Source organism: Thermomicrobium sp., from assembly GCF_053493975.1.
Genome location: NZ_JBRBZA010000010.1, coordinates 12726 through 37879, shown reverse-complemented (window position 1 = coordinate 37879; position 25154 = coordinate 12726). Strand labels below are relative to the sequence as shown.

General features: G+C 65.0%; 20 protein-coding genes. 12 read left to right on the top strand and 8 right to left on the bottom strand.

What is annotated here, in order from left to right; all coding sequences use genetic code 11:
• Positions 1-11 precede the first annotated feature (11 nt).
• Entirely contained in the window at positions 12-803 is a 792-nt protein-coding gene (locus ACWIVK_RS02250; RefSeq protein ID WP_448574908.1) for an enoyl-ACP reductase FabI, read from the bottom strand.
• A gap of 66 nt (positions 804-869) precedes the next feature.
• Complete coding sequence (locus tag ACWIVK_RS02245; RefSeq protein ID WP_448574907.1) at positions 870-2576, bottom strand: sensor histidine kinase; 1707 nt, start codon at positions 2574-2576, stop codon at positions 870-872.
• A gap of 82 nt (positions 2577-2658) precedes the next feature.
• Here ACWIVK_RS02245 and ACWIVK_RS02240 point away from each other — a divergent pair, with 82 nt between their 5' ends.
• Complete coding sequence (locus ACWIVK_RS02240; RefSeq protein ID WP_448574906.1) at positions 2659-4284, top strand: ATP-binding protein; 1626 nt, start codon at positions 2659-2661, stop codon at positions 4282-4284.
• Positions 4285-4300: 16 nt separating this feature from the next.
• Positions 4301-5560, top strand: coding sequence for a metallophosphoesterase family protein (locus ACWIVK_RS02235; protein ID WP_448574905.1), 1260 nt, complete (start codon positions 4301-4303; stop codon positions 5558-5560).
• 6 nt (positions 5561-5566) lie between these two features.
• On the opposite strand, the gene ACWIVK_RS02230 is transcribed toward ACWIVK_RS02235, so the two are convergent.
• The 6 genes from ACWIVK_RS02230 to ACWIVK_RS02205 all read right to left on the bottom strand — a co-directional run bounded on the left by ACWIVK_RS02230 (position 5567) and on the right by ACWIVK_RS02205 (position 14388).
• Complete coding sequence (locus ACWIVK_RS02230) at positions 5567-7540, bottom strand: prolyl oligopeptidase family serine peptidase (RefSeq protein WP_448574904.1); 1974 nt, start codon at positions 7538-7540, stop codon at positions 5567-5569.
• A gap of 2 nt (positions 7541-7542) precedes the next feature.
• On the bottom strand, positions 7543-8721 hold the full coding sequence (locus ACWIVK_RS02225; RefSeq protein ID WP_448574903.1) for a hypothetical protein: 1179 nt from the start codon (positions 8719-8721) through the stop codon (positions 7543-7545).
• A 39-nt stretch (positions 8722-8760) separates the two neighbouring features.
• A complete protein-coding gene (locus ACWIVK_RS02220) occupies positions 8761-10110 on the bottom strand; it encodes a (Fe-S)-binding protein (protein ID WP_448574902.1) in 1350 nt (449 codons plus the stop codon).
• Positions 10111-10131: 21 nt separating this feature from the next.
• Positions 10132-11427 (bottom strand): FAD-binding oxidoreductase, encoded by a 1296-nt coding sequence (locus ACWIVK_RS02215; protein ID WP_448574901.1) that lies wholly within the window; start codon positions 11425-11427, stop codon positions 10132-10134.
• Between the two features lie 9 nt (positions 11428-11436).
• Positions 11437-12897 carry an FAD-linked oxidase C-terminal domain-containing protein gene (locus tag ACWIVK_RS02210; protein WP_448574900.1) on the bottom strand — a complete coding sequence of 487 codons (1461 nt, stop codon included), beginning with the start codon at positions 12895-12897 and terminating at the stop codon, positions 11437-11439.
• 354 nt (positions 12898-13251) lie between these two features.
• A complete protein-coding gene (locus ACWIVK_RS02205; RefSeq protein WP_448574899.1) occupies positions 13252-14388 on the bottom strand; it encodes an ABC transporter substrate-binding protein in 1137 nt (378 codons plus the stop codon).
• A 602-nt stretch (positions 14389-14990) separates the two neighbouring features.
• On the opposite strand from ACWIVK_RS02205, the gene ACWIVK_RS02200 reads away from it, so the two are divergent.
• From ACWIVK_RS02200 to ACWIVK_RS02155, 10 genes are all read left to right on the top strand, one after another.
• Positions 14991-15287, top strand: a complete 297-nt coding sequence (locus ACWIVK_RS02200) for a hypothetical protein (protein ID WP_448574898.1) — start codon at positions 14991-14993, stop codon at positions 15285-15287.
• A gap of 6 nt (positions 15288-15293) precedes the next feature.
• Positions 15294-15470, top strand: a complete 177-nt coding sequence (locus tag ACWIVK_RS02195; protein ID WP_448574897.1) for a YtxH domain-containing protein — start codon at positions 15294-15296, stop codon at positions 15468-15470.
• Between the two features lie 2026 nt (positions 15471-17496).
• Positions 17497-18318, top strand: a complete 822-nt coding sequence (locus ACWIVK_RS02190; RefSeq protein WP_448574896.1) for an IclR family transcriptional regulator — start codon at positions 17497-17499, stop codon at positions 18316-18318.
• Positions 18315-19850: an ABC transporter substrate-binding protein gene (locus tag ACWIVK_RS02185; protein WP_448574895.1), complete on the top strand. Its 1536-nt coding sequence runs from the start codon at positions 18315-18317 to the stop codon at positions 19848-19850. The genes ACWIVK_RS02190 and ACWIVK_RS02185 overlap by 4 nt, the downstream gene beginning before the upstream one ends.
• Before the next feature lie 22 nt (positions 19851-19872).
• Positions 19873-21051, top strand: a complete 1179-nt coding sequence (locus ACWIVK_RS02180; RefSeq protein ID WP_448574894.1) for a carbohydrate ABC transporter permease — start codon at positions 19873-19875, stop codon at positions 21049-21051.
• Positions 21052-21061: 10 nt separating this feature from the next.
• Complete coding sequence (locus ACWIVK_RS02175) at positions 21062-22087, top strand: carbohydrate ABC transporter permease (RefSeq protein WP_448574893.1); 1026 nt, start codon at positions 21062-21064, stop codon at positions 22085-22087.
• 19 nt (positions 22088-22106) lie between these two features.
• Positions 22107-22859 (top strand): SDR family NAD(P)-dependent oxidoreductase, encoded by a 753-nt coding sequence (locus ACWIVK_RS02170; RefSeq protein ID WP_448574892.1) that lies wholly within the window; start codon positions 22107-22109, stop codon positions 22857-22859.
• A 13-nt stretch (positions 22860-22872) separates the two neighbouring features.
• Entirely contained in the window at positions 22873-23253 is a 381-nt protein-coding gene (locus tag ACWIVK_RS02165; protein WP_448574891.1) for an L-rhamnose mutarotase, read from the top strand.
• Positions 23250-24266 carry an aldo/keto reductase gene (locus ACWIVK_RS02160; RefSeq protein ID WP_448574890.1) on the top strand — a complete coding sequence of 339 codons (1017 nt, stop codon included), beginning with the start codon at positions 23250-23252 and terminating at the stop codon, positions 24264-24266. Before ACWIVK_RS02165 ends, ACWIVK_RS02160 begins: the two co-directional genes overlap by 4 nt.
• Positions 24238-25092, top strand: a complete 855-nt coding sequence (locus ACWIVK_RS02155; RefSeq protein WP_448574888.1) for an amidohydrolase family protein — start codon at positions 24238-24240, stop codon at positions 25090-25092. The genes ACWIVK_RS02160 and ACWIVK_RS02155 overlap by 29 nt, the downstream gene beginning before the upstream one ends.
• The last annotated feature ends 62 nt before the right edge of the window (positions 25093-25154 follow it).

The following is a 25154-nucleotide window of genomic DNA, read 5'->3' as shown; positions in this document are numbered from 1 at the left end:
GTCCTGTCGGGCTAGGGAACGAGCGCCTCGCCGCCATCCACCCGGATCACATTGCCAGTGATCCAGCCGAGCCCCGGTGCGCTGAGCGCGCGGATCGCTCGCGCGACATCCTCCGGGCTCGTGAGTCGCCCGCTCGGGTTGCGCCGCTCGGCTTCGCGCAACATCTCCTCCGCACCTGGAATCTTGGCCTGTGCCGGGGTAGGTGTCACGCCGGCCTGGATAGCATTCACCGCGATCCCGTAGCGGGCGAGTTCGACGGCGAGCTGGCGGACATGGGCCTCGAGCGCCGCCTTGGCAGCGGAGACCGGACCGTACCCGCGCCAGACGCGCGTCGAGCCCTCGCTGGTCATGGCATAGATACGAGCATCCGGCGCGAAGAGACCGGCATGGAACAGATCCTGTGTCCAGTACACTAAGCTGTTCGCCATCACATCGAGCGTCATTTCCAATTGCTTCTGTGTCACTTCTTGCGCGGCATCATCGTCGATGTATGGCCGCAGCGTACCGAAGGCGAGCGAATGCATCAGCACGCGCACCCGTGCGCCGCGCTCCCGAAGCGCCGAAGCGACCTGTTGCCGGGTTTCCGCATCGGCCGCATTGGCATTGACGAACAGAGCCTCGACTCCTGCAGCCTCGACGTCGGCCTTGACTGCCTCTGCCATCGGCAAAGTCGCCCGGCGATCCAGATGCACGCCGCAGATGTGCATTCCCGCCCGGGCGAGCTCTCGGGCAGTCGCTGCACCGAATCCACTGGATGCGCCCAGGATCACTGCCCAGTATCCGGTAAATCCCGCGTTCCCCATCGTACCCTTCCCGTTTCCACCGCGTCGCTCGACTCGGCTGGAGTATCCGCAGCGGATGCAGTGCCGTCAACTCACCGGTGGCGCGGCGGCAACCCGCCCTTCCGGGACGAAGCGCACGCGCACCACGGTCCCACCGCATGCACCGGTTCCGAGCTCCAGATCACCGCGGAGATCGACTTCCACCAGCGTCCGGGCGATTTGCAACCCGAGCCCTCGTCCCCGCAGCGGATCCAAATCGGCTGGCAGGCCTCGCCCATCGTCCTCGACCTCGAGGAGCGCGCGATCACCCTCGCGCCGAACGCGGACGACCAGATGTCCGGGACCACCCGCGAAGCCGTGCCGGACCGCATTCGTCACGAACTCGTTCAAGAGCAGCGCCAGCACGGTGGTCTGGCGCGAGGAGACCGTAACCTCCTCCCCCTCGACAGTCCACTCGACAGCCAGTTCGTCCCCGTACAACGAATGGACGGCTTGGGTCACGACGATACGGGCGAGTTCGGTGAGGGAAACTTCCGGCAGCTCGCGGCCACTCAGGAGATCGTGCACGACTGTCAAGCTCCGGATCCGGCTCACCGCATCCTGGAGCACGGCACGCGCCTCCGGCCCGGCACGACGCGCTTGGAGCGAGAGCAGCGCCGCTACCGTCTGCAGGTTGTTGCGCACGCGATGATGCAGCTCACGCAGAAGCGCCGACGCGCGCGTCAGCCCACGCCGCGCTTCCTCGTAGAGCTCCGCATTCTCGATCGCGATGGCTGCCGTATCGGTGAAGGCATGGAGCAATCCGGTTTGGGTCGGCATCGGCCTTCCCGCGGAGTAGACCAGGCACAGTGCGCCGACCGCCCGTCGCCCGGTGATCATGGGCAGCGCATAGATGGCGAGATGCTCGGCGAGCGGGTCGCGCCAGACCGCTGCGCCGCTCTCCAGCACCTCCTCGACGACCTGACGAAAGGCCGTTTCCAAGCCCCCGGCGAGCCGGACCGCCAGTTCCACCGGCGCAGCCCGCAAGAGTTCCAGTTCGCCACCCGAGGCACGCGATTGTCGGAAGATCGCCACCCCGCGAGCGCCCGACAACTCGAGCGCGCGATCCGCGATCGTCCCCAAGAGCTCATCGAGATCGAGGGTGGAAGCGACTGCGCGCCACAGCTGCTGCAAGAGCTCGAGTTGCGCGATCCGACGGCGCAGTTCGGCATCCGTCTCCTGGTACAGCAGCGCGTTCTCGATCGCGATGGCGATCTCTCCAGCAGCCGTTTCCAGGAAATCGATCTCCTCGGGCCAGAACTCGCGCGGTTCCAGCGTCAGCACGTTGAGAACGCCGAGCAAACGTCCTGGCTGGCGGGCGATGAGCGGGACGGAAACCTGACTGGCGAACGGTCGATCGTCCACGTGCGGATAATCGACATAGGCCGGATGACGCGGCGCATCGAAGGCGATCTGCAGCCGGCGCGTGAGCGCCGCTTGGCCGGTGATGCCGACTCCGAGTGGCAGCGTGAACCCGCCAGGACGGTCCGGTGCCACGCCATCGACCGCCCGCAAGGTCAAGGTACCGGAGGACTCGTCATAGAGGAAAACACCGCAGGAATCGACGCGCATCGTCTCGCGCAAAACCCGCGTGACGGTCGAGAGCATCTCGTCGAGGTCGAGACTGCTCGTCGCCGCGCGGGTGATCCAATGCAGTGCCTGCAGGCGGCCGACGGGTCCAGCCAGGACGCGTCGACTCGGATCGACTGGTGCTTTGAGAAGTTCAGCTAACGTTTCCCATTCGTTATCCAGCATCCTGCTCGTCTCCACCGATCGAGTTCTTTTCCATGGTACAATCCGGGGTGCGAGCGCGTCAGAACGCGAACGGACGAGGATCATGAGCCTCGACGGCCAGCACAACGCCCACGTCACCGACCGAGTCGGCGACAACGCGTTCCTCGGTGTCGTGACCGACGGCCGATTCAGCCAAGGACTTCGTGTCCGGCTCCTCGACCCGGCTGCCGTCGAGCACCTACGCGTCGGTAGTTTCGTCGTCCTCGAGGGGATCGAGCGCCGCTACTTCGGAATGATCACCGATCTCTCGCTCGACACCACCGACGCCGCCTTGCTGGCTGATCCACCGATCCGCTCCCCCTTCCTCAGTCGCATCGTGCGCGGGACACACGCCTATGCCACCGCCGAGATTCGTCCCTCGCTCGTTCTCGAACCGGAAAACGACCAGCCACAACCCGCACGCAGCATTCCGCCCCACTTCGCACGGTTGCGTCAGGCCACGGCGGACGATTTCGCGCTCGTGTTCGGGCACGAGGACAGCACGCATTTCGCGCTCGGCACACCACCAGCGATGGAGATCCCGGTCCCGATCGACTTAGCCGAGCTGGTCAAGCGCTCCAACGGCGTCTTCGGGCAGAGCGGGAGCGGGAAGAGCGTTCTGACTCGCCTGCTCCTCGTCGGTCTCGTCCTGGCCGACCAGGTCTCGGTCTTGCTCTTCGACATGCACAACGAATATGCTCACGCCCCGACTGATCAGCCTGAACTGATCGGCTTGCTCGAACTTTTCGGGCCCTCGCGAGTCCAGGTCTACACGCTCGACGATCGGACGGAGCGGAGTGCGAGTGCCCGCACCATCCAAATCGGACTCGATCAAATCGAACCGGAAGACATCGAACTCTTGGCCGAGGAGCTCAATCTCAACCCGACCTTCGCCACGGTGGCGCATCACCTGCGGGCGCGCTACGGGGCTCAGTGGATCCGCCAGACACTGGAATTCGATGCCGACGCAGTCAAAGAGTTCTGCGCGAGCACTGGTGTCGCCGAAGCCTCGGTCAATGCCTTGCGGGCCAAACTGGGACGCCTGGCCAATCGGCCCTATATCCGCGAGACACTCGACACGTCCGCGATCGACGAAATCATCGGCAAGCTGCAGCGGGGTACCCATATCATCGTGCAGTTCGGTCGCTGGGACTCGTTCCTCGACTATATGCTGGTCGCCAATCTGCTCACCCGCCGGATTCACGATCGCTATACCGAAGATGTCCTCGGGGCACAACAAGCGGGTGGGCAGAGTAACCTGCGACCACTGGTCATCGTCCTCGAAGAAGCGCACAAGTTCCTCACTCCCGAAGCCGCTCGGCAGTCGATCTTCGGTACCATCGCGCGGGAAATGCGCAAGTACCGTGTCACCTTGCTCATCGTCGATCAGCGGCCCTCCAGCATCGATCGCGAGATACTCTCCCAGCTGGGCACCAAGGTGATCGGGCCGCTCAGCGACCAGCACGACATCGAGGCTGTCTTGACCGGCGTCGCCGATCGTTCCGGCCTCCGCAGCCTCCTCGCCAATCTCAGCCCACGCCAGGAATGCGTCATCGTCGGACACGCGGTGCGCATGCCGGTCGCTATCCGCACGCGACAATACCGACGCGATGAGATCCTCGCGCTGGTGCGCGGACGGGGAAAGACGACGGACGACGAGCGCCATCTGCGGCTGCTCCTCGGCCAGTGACGCGAAGGCAGAAACGATGCTTCGCCTGATCCACTTCGCAGACCTGCATCTGGGCGTCGAGACGCACGGGCAGTTCCGTCCAGATCTCGGTCATAGCTCCCGCATCCAGGACTTCCTCGACGCCTTCGATCAGATCATCGACGCAGCGATCGAGGAGCGGTTCGACGCCGTCCTTTTCGCCGGCGACGCGTTCAAGCACGCCGAACCGAGTCCGACCCTTCAGCGTCGCTTCGCCGAGCGCATCCAGCGTCTCCTCGCAGCGGGAATCCCGATCGTGCTCCTCGTTGGGAACCATGACCGGCCGCGCAGCGTGATGCGTTCGACACCGATCGATATCTACGCCGCACTGCGTCTGCCCGGCGTCATCGTCGCCAACCGGCCGGAGCGATTCACCATCGAGACTCCGAGCGGCCTACTCCAGGTCATCGCGCTCCCCTGGATACCACCCCGCCTCCTGCTGGCCGACGACGCGCTTCGCGAGGCCGGCGCACCGGAGCTGGAGCGTCGCTACAAGGAAGTCATCGCGACTGCGCTGGCTCCCCTGCTCGCTGCGCTCGACCCAGCGACCCCAGCAGTTTTCCTCGGCCACCTCTCGCTGGAAGGCGGACGCTTCGGGAGCGAACGCAGCGTGATCCTCGGGAACGACCCGCTCTTCGGGCTGGACGAGCTCGGTCTGACCAGCGCCCCCATCGATTACGTCGCGCTCGGCCATCTCCACTCGCATCAAGTGCTCCACGAGCGACCACCGGTGGTGTATGCCGGCAGCGTCGAGCGGATCGATTTTGGAGAAGAGCGCGAGGACAAAGGCTACGTCGCGGTCCGGATCGCCGCTGGACCATACCCGCGTGACGTCAGCTGGGAGTTCCGGCCGCTCCGGACCCGTCCGATGCGCACGTTCCGTCTCGACATTCTGACCGACGCACCGATGGACGAGATTCGCCGCGCGCTCGAGCGGCAGGCAACGCTGATCCCGGACGCGATCGTCCGACTCCTCATCACCACCACGCCGGAACACGCGGCAGCCATTCGTCCCCTGGAGGTACGGCGCTGGCTCAGTGACTTGGGAGCCGCACACGTCGCTGGTATCACGGTGCAGACCGAACGCGTCGCGCGTCCCCGCGTCGAACTCGGACGATCCTCCCGTCATGACCCGGCCAGTCTCTTGGCACGTTGGGTCGACTTGCAATGCCTCCCAGACCAACTCGCCAAAGCCGTCATCGAGCGCGGCCGGGAGATCATCGACCGCGTCGAGAGCCGCAGTTCGGAACCGCGCTGAAGCGCTCTAGAGATACGTCCGGAACCAGCGCAACTCGTGCGCGAGGTGCTCGAGCCGGTGACGTGGCCGGCCGCTCCGGGTCAGGTTGTGACCTTCACCCGGGAAGCGGACGAGTTCGACCGTGCGCCCCAAGCGGCGCAGCCAGGTGAAGAGCTGCTCGGCTTGCGCGATCGGGCAGCGCCAGTCTTCCTCTGCGTGCAGGAGCAGAAGCGGCGTGCGGATATGCGGTGCGTACGTGAGCGGAGAAAGGCGGCGGTACCGCTCCGGATCGTCCCACGGGGTCGCACCGATTTCCCACTCGCTGAAATAGACGCCGATATCGCTCGTCCCGTACATGCTCGCGAGTTCGGACACGCAGCGCATGGAGACCGCCGCGCGGAAACGGTCGGTATGGCCGATGATCCAGTTCGTCATGTACCCGCCGTACGAGCCGCCGCAGACGCCGAGACGCTCCGGATCCGCCCACCCTTGGGCGAGAACCGCATCGACGACCGCCATGAGGTCGGGCATATCGGCCTCGCCCCAGGCTCCGCGCGTGCAGGCCAGAAACGTCTCTCCGTAACCTTGACTCCCGCGCGGGTTCGCGTAGACGACTCCGTACCCTTCCGCTGCGAGAACCTGGAACTCGTGACAATAGGCCCAGCCGTACATTCCGTGCGGCCCGCCATGGATCGACAACACGAGTGGCACCCGCTCACGGCCAGCGTTCGCGGGCCGGAGAACCCACGCATGGATGGGATGCCCGTCGACCGGGCTCGGCACCCAAATCTCCTCCGGGCCGAGGATCTCGACCTGCTCTTTCCAGTCCGCATTGGGATCGGCCAAGCACCGACTCGCGCTCCCGTCGGCTGCCAGCAGCCACACCGCCCCTGGCTCGATCGGGTCCGCGATGACAGCCGCGATCCAGCGCCCGTCAGCGCTCAGGCTGAAGTCGAGCACGCGCCGCGCGCCACCGATGATGCACTCCGGGGTACCGCCGCTGACCGGAAACCGGTAGAGTCGGACCGCCCCCTGCTCGCTCACCTGGGCGAAGATCCAGCGACCATCCGGTGACCAGATCAGTCCCGGCTTCGACGGACCGAACGCGTCGGTGAGCAAGCTATCCTCGAGGGTCGCGTCGAAGTCAGCGGAGAGGTTCCGGCGCTCGTTCCCGTCCGGCGTCATCACCCACAGTCGCTTGTGCCGCGCCGAGCCTGCCCAGGCCTCGAAGTGACCGACAGCTGCGATGAGTCGCCCATCCGGCGACCAACTCGGACGCCCGAGCGCTGCCGATGGTCCGCCGGTGACACAGGAGAGCTCGGCCGGTCGGCCCGCCGCATCGAAGCGCAGCAGCCAGAGTTCGCTCGCTGCGTTCCACTCGCGCTCTTCCGTGCGATTGGACGTGAAGACGAGCTGCGAGCCATCCGGTGACCAGGCTGGCCAGTCGTCGTCCCAGTCACCATCGGTCACGCGTTCCACCGTTCCCGTTCGCACGTCGACGACCCAGATATGGCTCCGTCGCTCGTGGAGAAAACCTCGCTGGCCATCGAAGCGGTAGCGGAGTCGCGTCAAGCGGACGACGTCGGTTTCCGGATCGACCTTACCCTCTGCCTGTTGCGCACGCGTCACGACAGCGATGCGCTGCCCATCCGGTGACCAGGCAAAGCCAGTCACCGGCTCCGCGAAGTTCGTCAGTTGCCGCGCTTCTCCACCATTTCGGGGAATCACCCACAACTGATCACTACCAGTGCGATCGGACAGGAAAGCCAGGTCCTCACCACTCGGTGACCAGCGAGGCATCGTGTCGCGATGCGTTCCGCTCGTGAAGCGACGCGGTGGTGAGCCATCGGCCGGTGCGAGCCAGATCGCCGAGCGATACCGATCCGCTTCCAGATCCATCGTCGTCACCACATAGGCGACAGCGCTCGCATCCGGTGCGATCTGCGCATCGCTCGCCAGTTGGAGAAGCGCAAGATCCTCCGCACGGACCGATCGTTTCACAGTCAGCTGCTCCTCTCGACACCCTGCTCGCGGGCGACGAGCTGCCGTAAGCGCGCCAGGACCGCTGATCGCTGCTCCTGGTACGCCGTCTCGTCGAGTTCGCCCGCTGCCCGCGCCTCGTCCAACCGATTGAGTTCAGCAGCAAGTTGTAGCCGCTCGTCGGTGGCCGCGTGACTCGTTTCTGTCCCCACGCGGCGTCGGCGAAGAACGATCACGGTCAACACCGCTGCCGCGATGAGTCCAGCGAGACCGACCACCAGCGCGATGATCGGTCCGGTGATCAGATCGAAGAGCAAGCCGGTCCGCGGCAAACCAGTAACCTGGACGACGTGGGTATCGCCGACGACTGGCGCATCGACCGCTAAGACGCGATAGGTCACGCCGCTCACTTCGACCGTGCCCGTGGCGATCAAGCTGCGCGAGCTGAGTCGGTACGTCCCGTCGCGCACCAGGACACGGAGCGTACCGGTCGGCATGGCAGTTCCGATGGAGAGCGCCGCCCGCGTTCCTTCGTAGGGGACGGTATAGCTCAGGACGACCGTTTGCGAGCCAGGTGGAAGCGGACCGGTCGTCAGGAGCACACCGTCCTCGAGTCGTGGCTGGCCGTAATCGAATCCTGGTTGCGGACTGATCTCCTGCGCCCCTCGGGGCAACGGTATGCGAAGGACGACACCGGATCGATCCCCGAGATACGTGCGGTCACCCCCGTTCTCGACGATGAGGATGTCCATGATGTCGACTGCCCGCAGCTCGGGTGACGCACCAGCGATGACGAGCGAACGCGAGGCGATCCGCACCGCGCTGGGATCCGTGGTCGTTTCATAGACCGTGAGCTCGACCGTCTGCTCCGGTCGCTGGTCGAGTTGCACCAAGCCGCTGACGTAGTCCACCCCCGTATAGCGAGCGACGACCAGGTAGGCGTCCTGCGGGCTAGTCGACAATCCATCGAAGCGGAACGATCCGTCGGGGCCAGTCTGCGTTTGTCGCTCCTCGGCCAATTGCATCCCAGCGAAGTGGCGCAGGGTCACGGTGAGGCTACTGACCGGTCCACCACCGGCCGTCCCGTTCTGCACCCGGCCACTGATGACCCCGTTCCCTTCTTGCGCGTGAGCCGGCGACACAGAGAACGTGAGAGCGAGCCAGACGAAGAGGAGCCAGCGTCCGAGTCCGCGGCGCACCACAGAGCGCTCCTTACGATGGCACCAGAGCTGCGCGAGCGATCAGTCGGCGACCGCTGCCAGAATCTCAGCCGGCCTGCCTTCTGCCGACGCGTAGGCCCGATCCAGCACTTCCACGACATGGAGGACGGGGAGGCGCACACCGCGCGCCCGGAGCCCGGCCTCCAGCTGGAGCATACACCCGGGATTGGCCGAGACGATGACGTCCGCGCCGGTGGCCAACGCGTTGTCCAGCTTGCGCGCCAAGAGGGCCGACGCCATGTCCGGTTGCAAGAGGTTATAGATGCCGGCCGAACCGCAGCAGAGCGCCGATTCGGCCATCTCGACGAGTCGCAGCTGGGGAATGGCGCGCAGCAGGACACGCGGTTGTTGAGTGATCCGCTGCGCGTGCGCGAGATGGCAGGGTTCCTGGTACGTCACGGTCCACGGCAAGGGTCCCGGTTGGGCCGTGAGGCCGCATTCGACGAGGAACTCGAGTACGTCGCGGACCTTTTCAGCCAGCTGGCGAGCTCGCTCGGCATAGTCATGATCCTGCCGCAACAGCGCCGGGTACTCTTTCAGCATCGCGCCGCAACCAGCGGCATTGACGATGATCGCATCGAGGTACGGTGACTCCAGCGCCTCGATGTTCTGTCGCGCCAGCCGACGACCCAACTCCGGCTCGCCGCTGTGCACGTGCAGCGCACCGCAACATTGCTGTCCAGAGACGAGCACGACATCGAAGCCGTTGCGGGTCAAGACGCGGATCGTCGCCTCGTGCACGTGCGCATACGCCGTGCTCATCACGCAACCGGTGAAGAGCGCCACCCGACCACGTCGCTCCCCTCGGGCCGGTACGAAACGCCCATCAGCAACGACGAAGCGATCCGCGATCGTCGGTAGCAATGCCTCGGCATGCTCCAAACCGAGCAGCCGCAGGACACCGCTGCGACGAACGAATGACCGGAGAGGGCTGCGCTGGTACCATCGCAGGAGTGCGTTCGCCGCCCGGAAGCGACGCATGTCACCCAGGAGAATGCGGAAACCGACCAGCCGGAACAGTCGCTCGCGCCATGACTGCTGGCGATGCTGCACGAGTTGGGCACGCGATGCTTCCAGGATCTCGCCGTAATGCACGCCGCTCGGGCACACGGCCTCGCAGGCTCGACAATTGAGGCAAAGCTGCATTTCCTCAGCGAACACTGGATCGAGAAGATCCAGTCGTCCTTCGGCCACCGACTTCATGAGCCAAATCCGGCCGCGTGGTGAGGAGCGCTCCCGCCAGGTGATCCGGTAGGTCGGGCACGACGGCAGACAGAAACCACAGTGGACACACTTCCGGATCGCGTCGTACGATGGCGCATCCCGACCGCTGAAACCACGCTGACGCGCTGGTGCCGATGTCGTTGTCATCGATGCCTCCTCGCTCCATGCTCAGAGATGGGCGATGAACCGCCCGCGGTTGAGGATGCGCTCGGGGTCGAAAGCCTCTTTGAGTCGGCGCATCACCGGGATTCCCTCCGGATGGCGTCCGAAGACGTCCTCCCCGGCCTTGACCTCGATCGGCGCACCCAGGAGCGTCGCATGTCGGCCCAACTCGCGCAGTTCACCCCAGCAAGCGCGCAGCTCGCTCGGCTCTCCACTGACCGTCGCGTAGGCCAATCCGCTCCCGCTGTCGAGGACGAGGCTGCGCAGCGCGCTGCCATAACGGCGCTCGAGGCGTGCTGCGAGTTCGCCGAGCCGAGACGGCAACTCACCGATCCGCACCCGAAGATCGCGTTCAGACGGTGTCGCCTCCAGTTCCCCCTGCAACGACGACCAGAAGGCCAGCGTCTTGCGGTCATCGAGCACGGCCGACCCGCCACTCGCCATCCCGGCGCTCGCATGCAGGCGCTCGACTTGACGCTCGACCGCTCCCTCCGGTCCCTCGCAGCGTGCGGCCAACACCCAGCGCTCCAGATCGGCGAGTCGCTGGGCTACTGGCGGCGCGAGCACGACGAGCGCAGTCGGCGCGAGCTGCGAGGTGCGCAGGGTCGAGGCGGCCGCTGCCGCCTGATCCGATTCCCGGAAGGAGAGAAGCAACGTCCGCTGCGCTTCCGGGGCCGGAAGCACCTTGAAGTTGGTCTGGATGATCACCCCGAGCGAACCGAGCGCACCGAAGTGGAGGCGCATCATGTCATAACCCGAGACGTTCTTGACGACGAGACCGCCACCGCGCGCCAGTGTCCCGTCCGGCAACGCCACGGTGATGCCGATGATCAGATCGCGCAAGCTTCCGTGCCCGAAGCGCCGCGGGCAACCGATCCCGGTAGCGACCAGGCCACCGATGGTGACACGCTCCGGATCAGCCGCCTCGATCGGCAGCATCTGACCATGAGCCGCCAGTTCGCTGCTCAAGCCGGCGATGCTCCGCCCCGCTTGGACAGCGATCGTCAGGTCGTCTGGCTCGTAATGGGTGATCGCGCTCAGCGACCGCAGATCGAGGGCGACATCGTACCGCTCCGGGAGGTTCCCCAACCCCATCTGCCGACCGCCGCCCCAGGGAATGACAACCAGTCCTGCCGCGGCACAGACGGCGAGAGCCTCCGCGACCGCCTCCGCCGTCTCTGGGGCGAGAGCGACTTGCGGCTCCAAACCGTCCACACGATAGTTTTGCGGATCACGGGGGGCACCCAGTGCGGCGAGATGCTCCACCGCCACTGCAGGCGCCAGTCGCGTCGTCCCGGTCATCCCGCTCCCTCACACGTACTCCAAGCCGAGCCGCTGGGCGATCGCCTGCTGTCGCAACGCCGCCACCTCACCACAGCGGAAACCGGTGGGCAACACTTTCTCCGGGTTGAAGAGTTCGCGGGGATCGAAGCTCCGCTTCAAACCAGCCATCGCGCACAAGTCTTCGGTCGTGAAGACCAGCGTCATGTAATCGCGCTTTTCGAAACCGATCCCGTGCTCACCGGACAACGTTCCGCCGGCATCCACACAGTAGCGCAGGATTTCGGTCGTGCACTCCAGGACGCGCTCCACCTCGCCTGGTCGTTGCCGATCGAACAGCACCAGCGGATGGAGATTTCCATCGCCCGCATGGAAGACGTTGGCGATCGACAGCCGATATTCTCGGCTCAGTTCCTCTACTCGCCGCATGGTCGCGGGCAATTTCGTCCGCGGCACCGTCGTATCGACGAGATAATAGTTGGGTGCCAGTCGTCCCATCGCACCGAAAGCCGACTTGCGTCCGAGCCAGAGGAGATCGCGCTCCTCCTTGGTGCGGGCGACGCGCACCTCCCATGCCCCATGCTGCCGACAGAGCTCGGCGACCCGGCTCGTGTTCTCCGCAACGATCTCCTGCAGGCCATCGAGTTCGACGAGCAACACCGCCCCTGCCTCGCGCGGATAGCCGGCATGGAAGGCATCCTCGACCGCCTTGATCGTCAGTTGATCCATCATTTCCAGAGCCGCTGGGAGCATACCAGCCGCGATGATCGCCGAGGTAGCATGCGAGGCCGACTCGATGTCCGGGAAGGCCGCCAAAAGGACGCTCACCGCCTCGGGAAGTCGCGTCAGTCGCACCATCACCTTGGTGACGATACCGAGGGTCCCCTCGGAGCCGACCAGCACCCCGGTCAGATCGACACCCGGCGTCTCGGGAACCGGTCCACCGGTCCAGATCCGCTCACCGTCCGGCAGGACGACCTCCAACCCGAGGATGTGATTGGTGGTCACCCCGTATTTGAGACAATGCGGCCCACCGGAGTTGTTCCCGACGTTTCCACCGATCGTGCAAGCCCGCTGGGAAGCAGGGTCAGGAGCGAAGAAATAACCGCGCGGCTGTAATACCTGCGTCAGCTCGAGGTTGATGACTCCCGGCTCGACGATGGCATAGCCATCCTGCTCGTTGACTTCCAGGATTCGATTCATCCGCGTGACGACTACGACGATGCCACCGCGCAGAGCCAGCGCTCCACCAGCCAGCCCAGTGCCAGCGCCGCGCGGGACCACCGGAATCCCGAACTCGTTCGCCAGGCGGACGACCGCGCTCACCTGCTCCGCCGTCCGCGGGAGTACTGCGAAATCCGGGCGATGATGCCCGGCAAAGACTTCGTCAGATGCATCGTATTCGTACACGAGGAGTTCCTCGGGATCGTCGAGCACTCCATCCGCGCCGACGATCTCCACGAGACGGCTGCGTATCATCGCACGGTCCATGGGGGCAATCCTCTCTCGATCACGCGCCGACACTGCGAAACCGATCGAGCCGGCGCGCCGATTCGCCTCAAGTATGCGACAGAATCCCTGGACCCGCAATCGGTGCCGACTCTACGCGGTGGGCAGATCCGGTCGACCGCTGGAGACACCCGCATTCGCCGGATCACCAGTGCATGCTCCTCGCTTTCCCCCTCCGAAAGCTCGCCTCCATCGGATCGCAGGGGGTAACCCGCCGCCACAAAGGAGAAGCCCGCGAGTGCGGACCGGCTCGGGAAGTCACCGTGCCGCTGCACAGCCGGATCACCGGTGTCCCGCAACCGAGTCGGTGCCCCACGGACCGCTCGCCCCCCCATGTCAGAACGAGACATCGTCGACGTCGCGGACGCGGTCGAGCACGACGTTGCCCAACTCACCGTTCGGGAGTCGCTCGACACGACGTACGAAGACGGTGATCACGGCGCCTTGGGATTCCGGGTGGAAGCGAAACCGACCGGTCGGACCAGTGAACTCGACTGCTCGGAGCGCAGCGAGGAACCGCGTCCGGTCTTCAGCGGCTCCATCGACTGCACGTAGTGCCTCGGTGATCACGCGACCAGTCAGGTAACCCTGATAGACGAACTGGTTCGCCCCGACACCGAAGCGCTCGTGGCACCGCTGGACGAGCTGGCGGTTTTCTGGCGAGTCGTACAGCACCGCGTAGTGCGAGGAACTGACGAATCCCAGCGCCGCCTCTCCCTGTTCCGCCAGGATGCTCTCGTCGACCGTATCACCTGAACCGAAAAGGGGCAACCGCTCCAACAAGCCAAACTCGGCATATTGCTGGACGAAGCGTACTGCATCGACCCCGGAATAGAATGCAAAAACTGCATCGGCATCGTATTGCCGGATCCGCTGCAGGTAGGGTCCATAGTCGGCCGTGTCGACCGGTGCAAAGACCTCGCCGACGATCCTCCCCCCTGCTGCCTGGAAATGGTGACCGAACGCCCCGACCTTGTCGTGCCCGGCAGAGTAGTCCAAGCCGGTCAGGACAACGCGACGGTAGCCGAGCTTCTCGTAGGCGTAGCGACCGAAGGGAGCCTCGTGTTGCCCATTGGCGAAGGAGACACGGAAGATGAGCGGGCTACGCAGTTTGGGATCACGCGTCAAGCCTGGTAGCCCGGCATTACTCACGAGAAGCGGAATACCAGCGGCAACGACGTCATCGCGGAGTGCCCCGGCCTCGCTGCTCAGCGTCACGCCAGCGAGGATGTGGACACGTTCGCGCTCCACGAGTTGACGTGCCTTGGCCAGTGCCTGATCCGGATTCCCCGCAGTGTCCTCGACCTGCACGACGATCGCTCGGTCACCGGCTCGCTCGTCGACTTCCTCGAGCGCGAGCTGGAGCCCGCGCACCAAATTCTCGCCGAGGGAAGCGAAAGGACCGGACAACGCGACCAGCATGCCGATCCGTACCGGCTCACCCGTCACTGACGTTGCCGGCGTAGCCGTCACTATCGAACGCGGAGATCCTTCCGTCACGGTCCTAGCGGGCGAACCCGGAACCGATCTCGTCGCCGCCCCGCACACGCGGTCAGAAGCGCGCTCGCCACGGCACATCCCAGGCCGACTAACGAGCGCCGCGTCATCCTTGCCCTCGAATGCATTTCGGCCTCCGTTCGACTCTCATCGCCGCGCTTCATCGTCGAGCCGAGAACGATAATAGATTTATCCATAAAGTATATCCCGGAAGCTCCGCCAGTCCATCGCCCAGCCTGCTGGAGAAATAGCCGGCGAGCATGCTGATTTCGTCGACACGGTCGGTCTTCCCGAAAACACGCGCTCTCGTCCCGGAGCCACCTCGGGGTCGGAAGCGAGCGCGAGCGCCTCGTTCCGATCGACCGGGGTCGAACGCACGAGCAGAGCGACCTCGACCTCGTTCCCGGCCTTTCACCGAAGAGACGAGCATGATCACAGCTCACTGCGCCGGATCATCGACGCAGCGCCTTCAAGGCTCCATCACGCCGCTTTCCCCTTGTCCCCTGGCAGTTGACCGATTACACTGCTGTTGCACGGTCCGGTCAGCAGCAGAGGAGAGACCGGGAGGGAGGTCGGCCATGAGACGAAGATTCATCCGCAGCTTCCTCAGCGGTTTCCTCATCGGTACCGCGGTCGGCGCGCTCGCTATATGGTTGTCCAGTTCGGAGCGCCGCGCCGGTTCGGTCATCTGGCGCGAGCGAGCCAGCCAGCTAGCGCAGCAAGCCCGCAGCCAGGGCGAGCAGATCGCCGCGCTGGCGCGCGAGCGGCTCGCATCGGCGCGGGAGTTGCTCGAGACACGGTTCTCCGCAGGGGAACAGGCGACCGGCACAATGCATGCAGCGACGAGCGAGGTCACGGTCAGCACGGAGAGCTAGCGAGCGATGTTGGACCGCTTGCGCACCGCCGCCAAATTCTTCACCTGGGGTCTCGCGCTCGGTCTGCTCTTCGCACCCGCGAGTGGGCGAGAGCTCCGTCGCCGCATGCTCCGGTGGGTGATGGGTCGACTCGAAGCGTCCGTGGCACGCGCTCGCCAATGGCTGACCGGCCAGCCGACCTAAGTACTCATCTAGAGACTGAAGAGCGGTTCTCGGCTCCCGCGCGGTGCAGGTGTTTCTGCACTGTCTCTCGCGCGAGCCGATGCTGCTTGCCCGATACCTTTGACCCGCCACCGCAGGCAACGCCGGCCGGTCGTCGCTTCGTCAGGAGCCCCAACTGCGTACTCTATCCTTCGGTCAGCTCGACCCGGTACATGAGTACTCCTTTTGTCAACCTCCCAGCGGGTTCATACTTCGTCGCGCGCAAACCACCTCCTGTTCATCGCCCGGTACCAGCCTCGCTGTTTCAGGTAAAGCTCCACTCCCTACTCATCCCTTCTCCCGACGAGATGTTCCCAGCCGGTCGGCAGTTCTGGTCACTCGAGCGCGGGGATCCTCACGACTCCACGACGGCTTTCTCCCTGGCACGCTCCCCCACGTTACCGGCGAGCCGGTCCCGGCTCGCCATCTCGGCTCGCTCGTCGAGATGTCCTTGGGGTGCCGCTCGACGGCTCGGCACAGCGAGCAGCTGAGCGGCATCTTGCACGGTGCGCGCCTCGAGAAGCATGCTGCCAGCTCACGACCGTCCAGAGAACAGACACAGTGTGCTCGCGTAGACCAAGGCGCCGACAGGAGAAACCCTGAGCTTCGTCACGTTGTGCTTCCCCTAAGCGGCCTATGTCGGCCTGGTCTGCCTGATCCGGTATCCGCCGGACGCACCGCAGCTGCAGCTCCGGCGCCTCGCGCCGATCTTCCCGATCGCCGCGTTGCACGAGCCGATCGCCAGAGATGGCCGAGAGCTCCCGAGCCGTGCATTCCGCAACACCCCTGAGAAGCGAGCCCACCGATCACCCCTGCGTGTCGTCCCGCGCAGTGACCGAGCGAGTCGCGGAGCAGCACAGCGAGAGGAAGAAGAGTAGTCGGCGCGCGGTGATCGTTGCCGAAAACGGATAGCGTATCGTTTTCGAGGTCGATGACGGTACCGGTCGGGTCGTGGTCGATCCGGTCGGCGGGGAGCTCGTCGGGCGCAAGCTCCAAGACGGATTCCGGCGAGTGCAGATTAGGAAGCGATTCTGCGCATCGCGGGGACGCCGTCTCGAGTCCACCCGGCCGTGTGGCGGACACTGGGATATCGGAAGGTCGAAGAGCAAGTGCCCGTCGGGTATCCAGTGAACGTTCTCGGCGACCGACCGGACGACGGCAGCACTGGCTGTCCCTCGATGGCCTGAGGGGTGCGTGAACTTCTGCTCAGGGCCCGCTCCGAGGAAGAACGCGCGACCAGCTTCCGTCAGCGGACCTACCTGCTCAAGGCTGGCGCGATCAGAAGTTTCGTCGTGACCGGCATGTTCCCTGATCGCACCGCTCATGCGGGCGATCGATGCGTTCCGTCGATCGGACGTCGACCTGAAACCAGGCAGTACGCGCGCCGCGTTTCGCCGCAGGGGAGCGTGGCCCGACGAGAATCCGGCTCGGTCATCGGCGGTCACGCATTCTGATCGAGACATCCACCGGCACTCGATCGAACCAGCATCGCTGCCGGGTCGCGGCGGGCACTCCCCACCTGTCCAACAGACTCCGAGGGGCTCTGTCCCGTTCGAGACGTGGGGCCGCAAGACGATCTCGCTCCCGCCGGACTCCGAAACCGGAATCGGTCAAGCTCGAACCGCTGAGCCCGGCCCCTACGATGCCCGCCAGCGATCGCTCACCGTTCGCGTCGGGACTCACGGCCGCACCCCAGCGAGGGTAGACGGTGCGAGCCGCTCCTCGTTCCGGGACTCCTTGCGGTCGCACGGACCAGGACGGCGTCTGCCGATCTCGCCGGCCACCAGCACGAGCGTGGCACGCTGGCCGGCTGCCGTGCCTCCAGGGAGCGCTCCGGTGCTGCGCAGCTTTGCCGCGCGGGCGCACTCGCTCAGGTGACTGGCGATCTTCCGTGAGGAGAACCGCCGCAACGCACATTCCCCTCTTGACAACGACCACTGTCCCTCCTAGGATGGAGACAGTTCGGTGAGCGGAACAGCTTTCGAGATACCGAACGAGGGTGGTGACGATGCCGGTACAGTCTCCAGCCGTCTGGCGAGCGGTGGCGAGTCTGCACGCCCTCGCACGAGCCGGCGATGGGTTGACGCTCAGCGAACTGGCCCGGGCGATCGGCGAGTCGAAGAGCACGCTGCATGCCGTCCTCGCCACCTTGGTCGAGGCCGGCCTTCTGGTTAGGGATCAGTCCAGCAAGCGGTATCGGCTCGGCCCCCACATCGTGACGCTCGCCGGCGCCTACGCTCGTCAGAGCGACTTGCTCCGCGCCTTCACGGAGGTGGCGCGTCCGCTCGCCCGCGAACTCGGCGAGACGATTCAGCTCGCCATCCTCCAGGGGCGCGAGGTGCTGTATATCGGCAAGCAGGAAGGCACCCAATGGGTTCGCTTGGCCTCGGAGGTCGGCACGCGCCTCCCAGCGCACGCGACCTCCCTCGGGAAGTGCCTCCTGGCCTGGCTGCCCGAGGACGAACTCGAGCGCCTCTTGGCCGAAGGGCCATTGGTCGCCCTCACCTCGCGCACCATCACCGATCCGGAAGCGCTCCGAGCCGAACTGGCTCAGGTTCGCGCGCAGGGATTCGCCATCGATCGCGGCGAGACGCTTCCCGACGTTTGGTGCTTCGGTGCGCCAGTCCGCGACGCACACGGTATCGTCGTGGCTGCCCTCAGTATCTCCGTTCCGGTGACCCGTATCGGTGTCGAGCGCGTCGAGGAACTCGTCCGAGCGGCCCGCACGGCGGCCGACGAGCTCTCCCGACAACTCGGCTTTAGCCGGGTCGATGATCGAGCGATCGATGGGATGGCAGTTCACAGTTCGAGGAGGAGGGTTGCACCATGACGAGGAAACTCTCGCGTCGGCACTTTCTCGGAACCACGCTGGTGGCAGGCGGGAGCGCACTGCTCGCTGCCTGTCGCCGCGGCGAGGCGACACCCACCCCTGCCCCATCGGCTGGAACGCCGGCCGCTGGTCAGCAGTTCGAGGGCGTCGAGGTCAACGTGATCACCTTCACCGGACCACAGATTGCCGAGCCGCTGCAGCGTCGCGCACCCGAGTTCCAAAAGCTCACCGGCGCCAAGATCAACGTGATCACGGTTCCCTTCGCGGACCTTTATCAGAAGATCTTGACCGACTTCACGACTGGTACCAACAGTTATCACGTCATCGTCTTCGCTCCGCAGTGGATGGCCGACTACGTCGAGCCCGGCTATCTCGAAGACCTCACCCCACGCATCGAAGCCGATCCCGCGCTGCAGTGGGACGATATCGCGCCCTTCTTCCGCAACTTCAGTGCCACCTATGGAGGCCGCATTTATACCATCCCCTTGGACGGTGACTTCCAGATGGTCTATTACCGAACGGACTTGCTCGAAGCCGAAGGGCTCAAGCCACCGGAAACCTGGGAGGACTATCTGGCTATCGCCCAGAAGTTCCACGGCAAGGACCTGAACGGCGACGGGGTACCCGACTTCGGCTCGGGGATCGCCAAGCGCCGCGGAGCCCAGAGCTACTGGATGTTCTGGTCGATCGCCGCTTCGTTCCTGCAGAGTCAGGGAACGCAACAGGGTGCCTTCTTCGACGTCGACACCATGGAACCGCTGACCATGAACGAAGCGTTCGAGCGCGCGCTGGAGATTTACAAGGAGACCGGCAAGTACGGGCCACCGGACGAACTGAACTGGGACGTCGGTGACAGCCGTGCTGCCTTCGTCACCGGGCGCTGCGCGCTGACGCTCGATTGGGGCGACATCGGCACGCTCGCCATCGATCCCGAGCAGTCGAAAGTGAAGGACAAGGTCGGTGCGGTCATCCTGCCCGGCACCAAGGAGGTACTCGATCGCAAGGCAGGCAAGCTGGTCGCCTGCGACCAGACGACCTGCCCGCACGCGATCAACGGGGTGAACCATGCGCCCTATGCTGCCTTCGGTGGTTGGTCGGGCGCGATCAACAAGAACGCACCGGCCAAGGTCAAGGACGCGGGTTATGCTTTCCTCTCCTACATGAGCCAGCCGGCGCAAGCCAACGTCGACGTCACGATCGGGAAGACCGGTTTCAATCCGTACCGCATCTCCCAATTCGAGAACATCGATCTCTGGGTCAAGGCCGGCATGAGCGAGGCGGCTGCCAAGAACTATCTGGGAGCCATCAAGGAGAGTCTCAACAGTCCCAACATGGTGCTCGATCTCCGCATTCCCGGCGCGCAGCGCTATCAGGGCGTCGTGCTCGATACGGTGCTCTCCCGCTATCTCGCCGGCGAACTGACGACCAAGCAAGCGATGGAGGAACTGACCAAAGGCTGGAACGAAATCACCGACGAGCTCGGACGCGAGAAGCAGAAGCAGGCCTATCGCGCTAGCTTGAGCATCCGCTGAATCCGGAAGGATCACGCGACTCGTGCGGCAGACTCGACCGAGTGTCCTGCCACCACGAACGGGGGATGCGGTTGCGGCGCCGACCCGCCGCATCCCCCTCAGCCGCGAGCATCTGGTGAGCTGGGCCGATCAGCAGGCGGGAGCAGTCCTGGTGCTTCCAGCCGTGCTGGTGATTCTTGTCCTTTCCATCTTCCCACTCCTGTTCTCGCTCTATCTCTCGCTGTCGCGCTTCCAACCCGTTTCGGGCGGATTCGAGATCCATTTCCGGGGGCTCGCGAACTATCGCAAGCTCTTCGTCGGCTCCGAGCAGCAGCACTTGCTCGGTCAGCTCGCCCGGCTCGATACGGCCGGTTGGTTGTTCTTCCTGGCCACGAGCGTCCTGGCCGTCTTCCTGCTCGGACGCTCGCTGCGCAGCGGCCCGCTCGCTTTCCCGCGCCTGCTCGGCCATGGGACGGTCGCACTCGGCTTGCTGCTCGCGCTGTGGCTCATCGCCCGAACCGTGGTCAGCGGCGGACGACCCGGCACGCTGGTCGTGACCTGGGTCTACGTCTTCGGCGGCGTGGCCCTGCAATTCCTGGTCGGACTCCTGCTCGCCTCGCTCTGTGCCCAGCAGTTACCAGGACGACGCTTCTTCCGCGTCGTCTTTCTCCTACCCATGATGATCACGCCGGTCGGAGTCGCCTATACCTTCCGCATGCTGACCGACACCGGCAAGGGACCGTTCGCACCGATCGCCAACTGGCTCGGCTACGCCAACGTCAGCTGGGTCAACGATCCATGGGGCGCACGCATCGCCGTCATGATCGGTGACCTCTGGCAGTGGACGCCGTTCATGTTCATCGTCCTCTTGGCAGCGCTCGAAAGCCAGTCACCCGAGCCGATCGAAGCGGCGATCGTCGATGGTGCGAACCGCTGGCAGATCTTTTGGCATATCACGCTTCCCCAAATCGCTCCGGTGGCGAGCACCGTGATCCTGATCCGGCTCATCGAAGCCTTCAAGATCTTCGATATGCCGAACGTCTTGACCGGAGGGGGACCAGGCACCGCCACCGAATCGCTCACCCTGCACGCGTACGTGCTCTGGCGATCGCTCGACTACGGCACGTCCGCTGCCGTCGCCTATACGCTTCTCTTCGTCGTCACCTTCGTCGGCATCGCGTACGTGCGGCTGCTTCACCGCCGGTTGAGCCAAGCGCTTTAGGGGGATCGTCATGGCATTCCGCTGGCAGACCAGTCCGACTCGCCCTGGCCCCCTCGCCGCCCTCCTTTCCTACGCCATCCTGTCTTGCTGGGCAGCGGTCGTGCTCTTTCCGCTCTACTGGTTAGCCATCACGGCCTTCAAACTTCCGGTCCATGTCAACGAAGGACCGACCTATCTGCCGTTCGTTGACTTCCAACCTTCGCTGCATGCGTGGCGCTATATCCTGGTCGATCTCGGCAACGATACGCTTCGACCGTATCTCAATACGGTGATCGTCGGCGGAACGAGCTCCGTGCTTACCCTGCTCCTCGGTGCCGCGGCCACCTACGGGCTGAGTCGCTTCACCTATCGCGTCCGATTGACTAGCGTCCTCTTCTTTCTCGCCGGCGCGATTCTCGCGGGCATCGGGATCCAACTGGGACTCCCGTGGCCATTGGCGGTGGTTGGCGGACTGGGAGCGTTCGTTCTCGCCCGTGCGACCGCCTTGCGGCGCGTCGCTGGTCCCAAGCTCGGCAACGCCGACATCGCCTTCTGGATGATCTCGCAGCGCATGCTCCCACCGGTTGCGATCGTGATTCCGATTTACATCCTCTTCCAGCGACTCGGCATGTTGGATACGCGGACGGCACTCGTCGTGTCGTACGTGGCGGCGAACCTTCCGATCGCCGTCTGGCTCCTCCGCGACTACTTCCACACCATCCCGATCGAACTGGAAGAGAGTGCAGCGATCGACGGGGCCAACCGCTACCAGATTCTCTGGCGGATCGTTCTGCCGCTCGCCCTGCCCGGTCTCGTCGCGACCTTCTTGTTCATCTTCGTCCTGGCCTGGAACGAATACCTGCTCGCCCTCTTCCTGAGCAGCGCCAAGGCGCAAACGATGCCCTTGCTCGTGGCGGCACAGAACGCGACCCGCGGCCCACAGTGGTGGTACATGTCGGTCCTCATCCTGCTCATGATCGCACCGGTGATCGCGCTCGCACTCGTCCTCGAACGGTACATCGCGCGCGGTCTGCTGCTCGGCGCCGTGCGCGGATGAACAGGAGGAAGGCAGACCGATGCAACTCCACGACCGTATCGCTCTCGTGACCGGAGCTGGTTCCGGGATCGGTCGTGCGATCGCCGAGCGGTTCGCCTCCGCCGGTGCGCTCGTCATCGCAGCGGACCTGGACGCCGCCGCGGCCGAGGAAACGGCCCGGCGGGTGCCGGAACGCATCGTTCCCGACCAGGTCGACGTGCGCGACGAAGCGAGCGTGCGCACGCTCATGGAGCGGACCCTCGACCGCTTTGGTCGCCTCGACATCCTGGTGAACAACGCCGGGATCGGCACGACGAAGGATCTCGTCGAGACTGATCTGGCCGAGTGGGAGAATGTTTTCGCGGTCAATGTGCGTGGCGTCTTCTTGTGCTGCAAGTATGCGCTTCCCAGCATGCTCGCCCGTCGCTCCGGCGTGATCATCAATATCGGGTCGGTGGCCGGCCTGATCGGGATTCCCAAGCGAGCCGCCTATTGCGCGAGCAAGGGGGCCGTGGTCACCTTGACCAAACAGATCGCCATCGCTTATGTCCGCGAGGGTATCCGCTGTAACTGCATCTGCCCGGGAACCGTCGACTCCCCATGGGTCGAGCGACTGGTCGCGCGAGAACCGGATCCGGTCGCCGCACGCCGAGCACTGGAAGCGCGCCAACCGATGGGGCGCCTGGTGAAGCCAGAGGAGGTCGCGGCAGCCGCGCTCTACCTGGCTTCCGATGAGGCTGCCGCGGTGACCGGTAGCATCCTCGTCATCGACGGCGGCTGGCTCGCTCAGTGAGGAGGTCGAGCCGATGAAATGCTATGGTCTCACCCTCTGCCTGCGCGACGATCCGGACGCTATTGCGGCCTACATCCAGTACCACCAGGCGGTCTGGCCGCAAGTGTGCGCCCGGATCCGCGAAGTCGGAATCCACGCGATGCGGATCTTTCTGCGCGGTCGTCGGCTTTTCATGTACATCGAGACCGACGACGCCTTCGATCTCGCACGCGACTTCCCGCGCGTGAACGAGGACCCTGTCTCAGCCGAGTGGAACCGCCTCATGGCGACGCTCCAGGAACGCGCACCCGAGGCGAACCCCGACGAATGGTGGGCACCGATGGAACTCGTCTTCGACCTGGATTGGCCGCAGCACCGCCACGGTCTCGCTCAGGAAAGGGAAACCCCGTCATGATGTCGCTGCCGCGTCGCATGCTGGGTCGGACGGGGCTCGAGGTCAGTAGCGTCTGCGCGGGTTGTGCGCCACTCGGCGATATGCCGGAAGCGTTCGGCTACCGCGTGCCGGCAGAGCAGGCCCTGGCGACGCTGCGCGCGATCTTCACCAGCCCGATCACGTTCCTCGATACCGCGGCTGCGTACGGTGACGGTGAAAGCGAGCGACGCATCGGGATCGTCCTCCGTGAACTCGGTGGCCTTCCACCCGGCTACGTTCTGGCGACCAAAGCCGACCGCGATCTCGCCACCGGCCGCTTCGACGCCGAGCAAGTGCGCCGCTCGGTCGAGCGCAGTCTCCATCTGCTCGGGCTCGAGCGACTCCAGCTGGTCTATTTTCACGACCCCGAGCACGCTGGCTTGTCGGTGGCTGAGGCGATGGCGCCGGGCGGGCCAGTCGAGGCACTGCTCGCGCTCCGCGATGCGGGAGTCATCGAGCATGTCGGGGTGGCCGCTGGTCCGATCGATATGCTTATCGCCTACATCGAAACCGGGGTTTTCGAAGTAGTCATCACCCACAATCGATACACCCTCCTCAACCGGACGGCCGAGCCGCTCATTCAGCGAGCGAACGAACTCGGGGTTGCCGTGGTCAATGCCGCACCCTATGGAAGCGGCCTGCTGGCCAAAGGCCCGAGTGCGTTCCCCCGTTATGCGTACCGCGCGGCACGGCCTGACGAGATCGAGCGAGCCCGGACGATCGAGGCGATCTGCGCCCGCTACGGTGTCCCGCTGGCTGCAGCTGCCCTGCAGTTCTCGCTGCGCGATCCTCGCATCAGCTCGACGATCGTCGGTATGAGCCGACCGGAGCGCGTCACCCAAACGATCCAGTTCGCCACCTGGCCGATTCCGGACGCCTTGTGGGAGGAACTGAAGCAGCTCGAACCGCTCCCCTACGACCCACAGACAGGCCAGCTCGTCGCCACCGGAGAGGGAGGAAGCCAGGATGCCGATCGCCGGCGTGCCGATCACTGATACGCACGTCCATTTCTGGGACATCGAGCGGTCCGATCTCTACTGGATGACACCCGACCTCGCCGAGCAGCTCCGCCCATTGCAGCGGAGCTTTACGCCGGACGACCTCGATCCTCAGCGGCTGGCTGCCGGTGTCGACCGCATCGTCATCGTCCAGGCAGCTCGCTCCGAATGGGATCACCATTGGTGGTTCTCGCTCGCCGAGCGGTATTCCTGGATCGCCGCCGTCGTCGGCTGGGTCGACCTCGCCGCGCCGGGGGTCGGTCAGCAGCTCGACCGCCTAGCGAGCCATCCTGCCTTCCGCGGCGTCCGTGCGACGGCCGAGAACGTCCCCGATCCGGACTGGCTGGCTTCACCAGCCGTGCAACGCGGCATCGCGGCGGTAGCCGAACGCGGCCTCACGCTGGATCTTTTGGTGCGCGTCGAGCATCTTCACCATGTTCCACGCCTCGCCGAACGCTTTCCGGATCTCACGCTGGTCGTCGACCACTTGGCCAAGCCACCCATCGCCAGTGGTGACCTTCAGCTGTGGCGCGAGCGGATGGCGGCGCTCGTCCCCTATCCCTCCATCTGGTGCAAGCTCTCCGGTCTACTGACCGAGGCCGGCTCACATCCGACGGTCGAAACGCTCCGACCAGCCGTCGACTTCGCACTCGACCGATTCGGGCCACAGCGCCTCCTCTGGGGGAGCGATTGGCCGGTAGCGACACTGGCCGCTGACTACCTCAGCACGTTCCGCACCTACGAAGCGCTCACCGCCGGTCTCACGACCGAGGAGCGGGCAGCGATCTTCGGTGGCAACGCGCAGCGGGTCTACCGACTGTAGAGTCGGTCGCGTCCGAGCGTCCCGGTAACCAGCGAACCACCCGAGGTTGCCTGCCAGCAGTT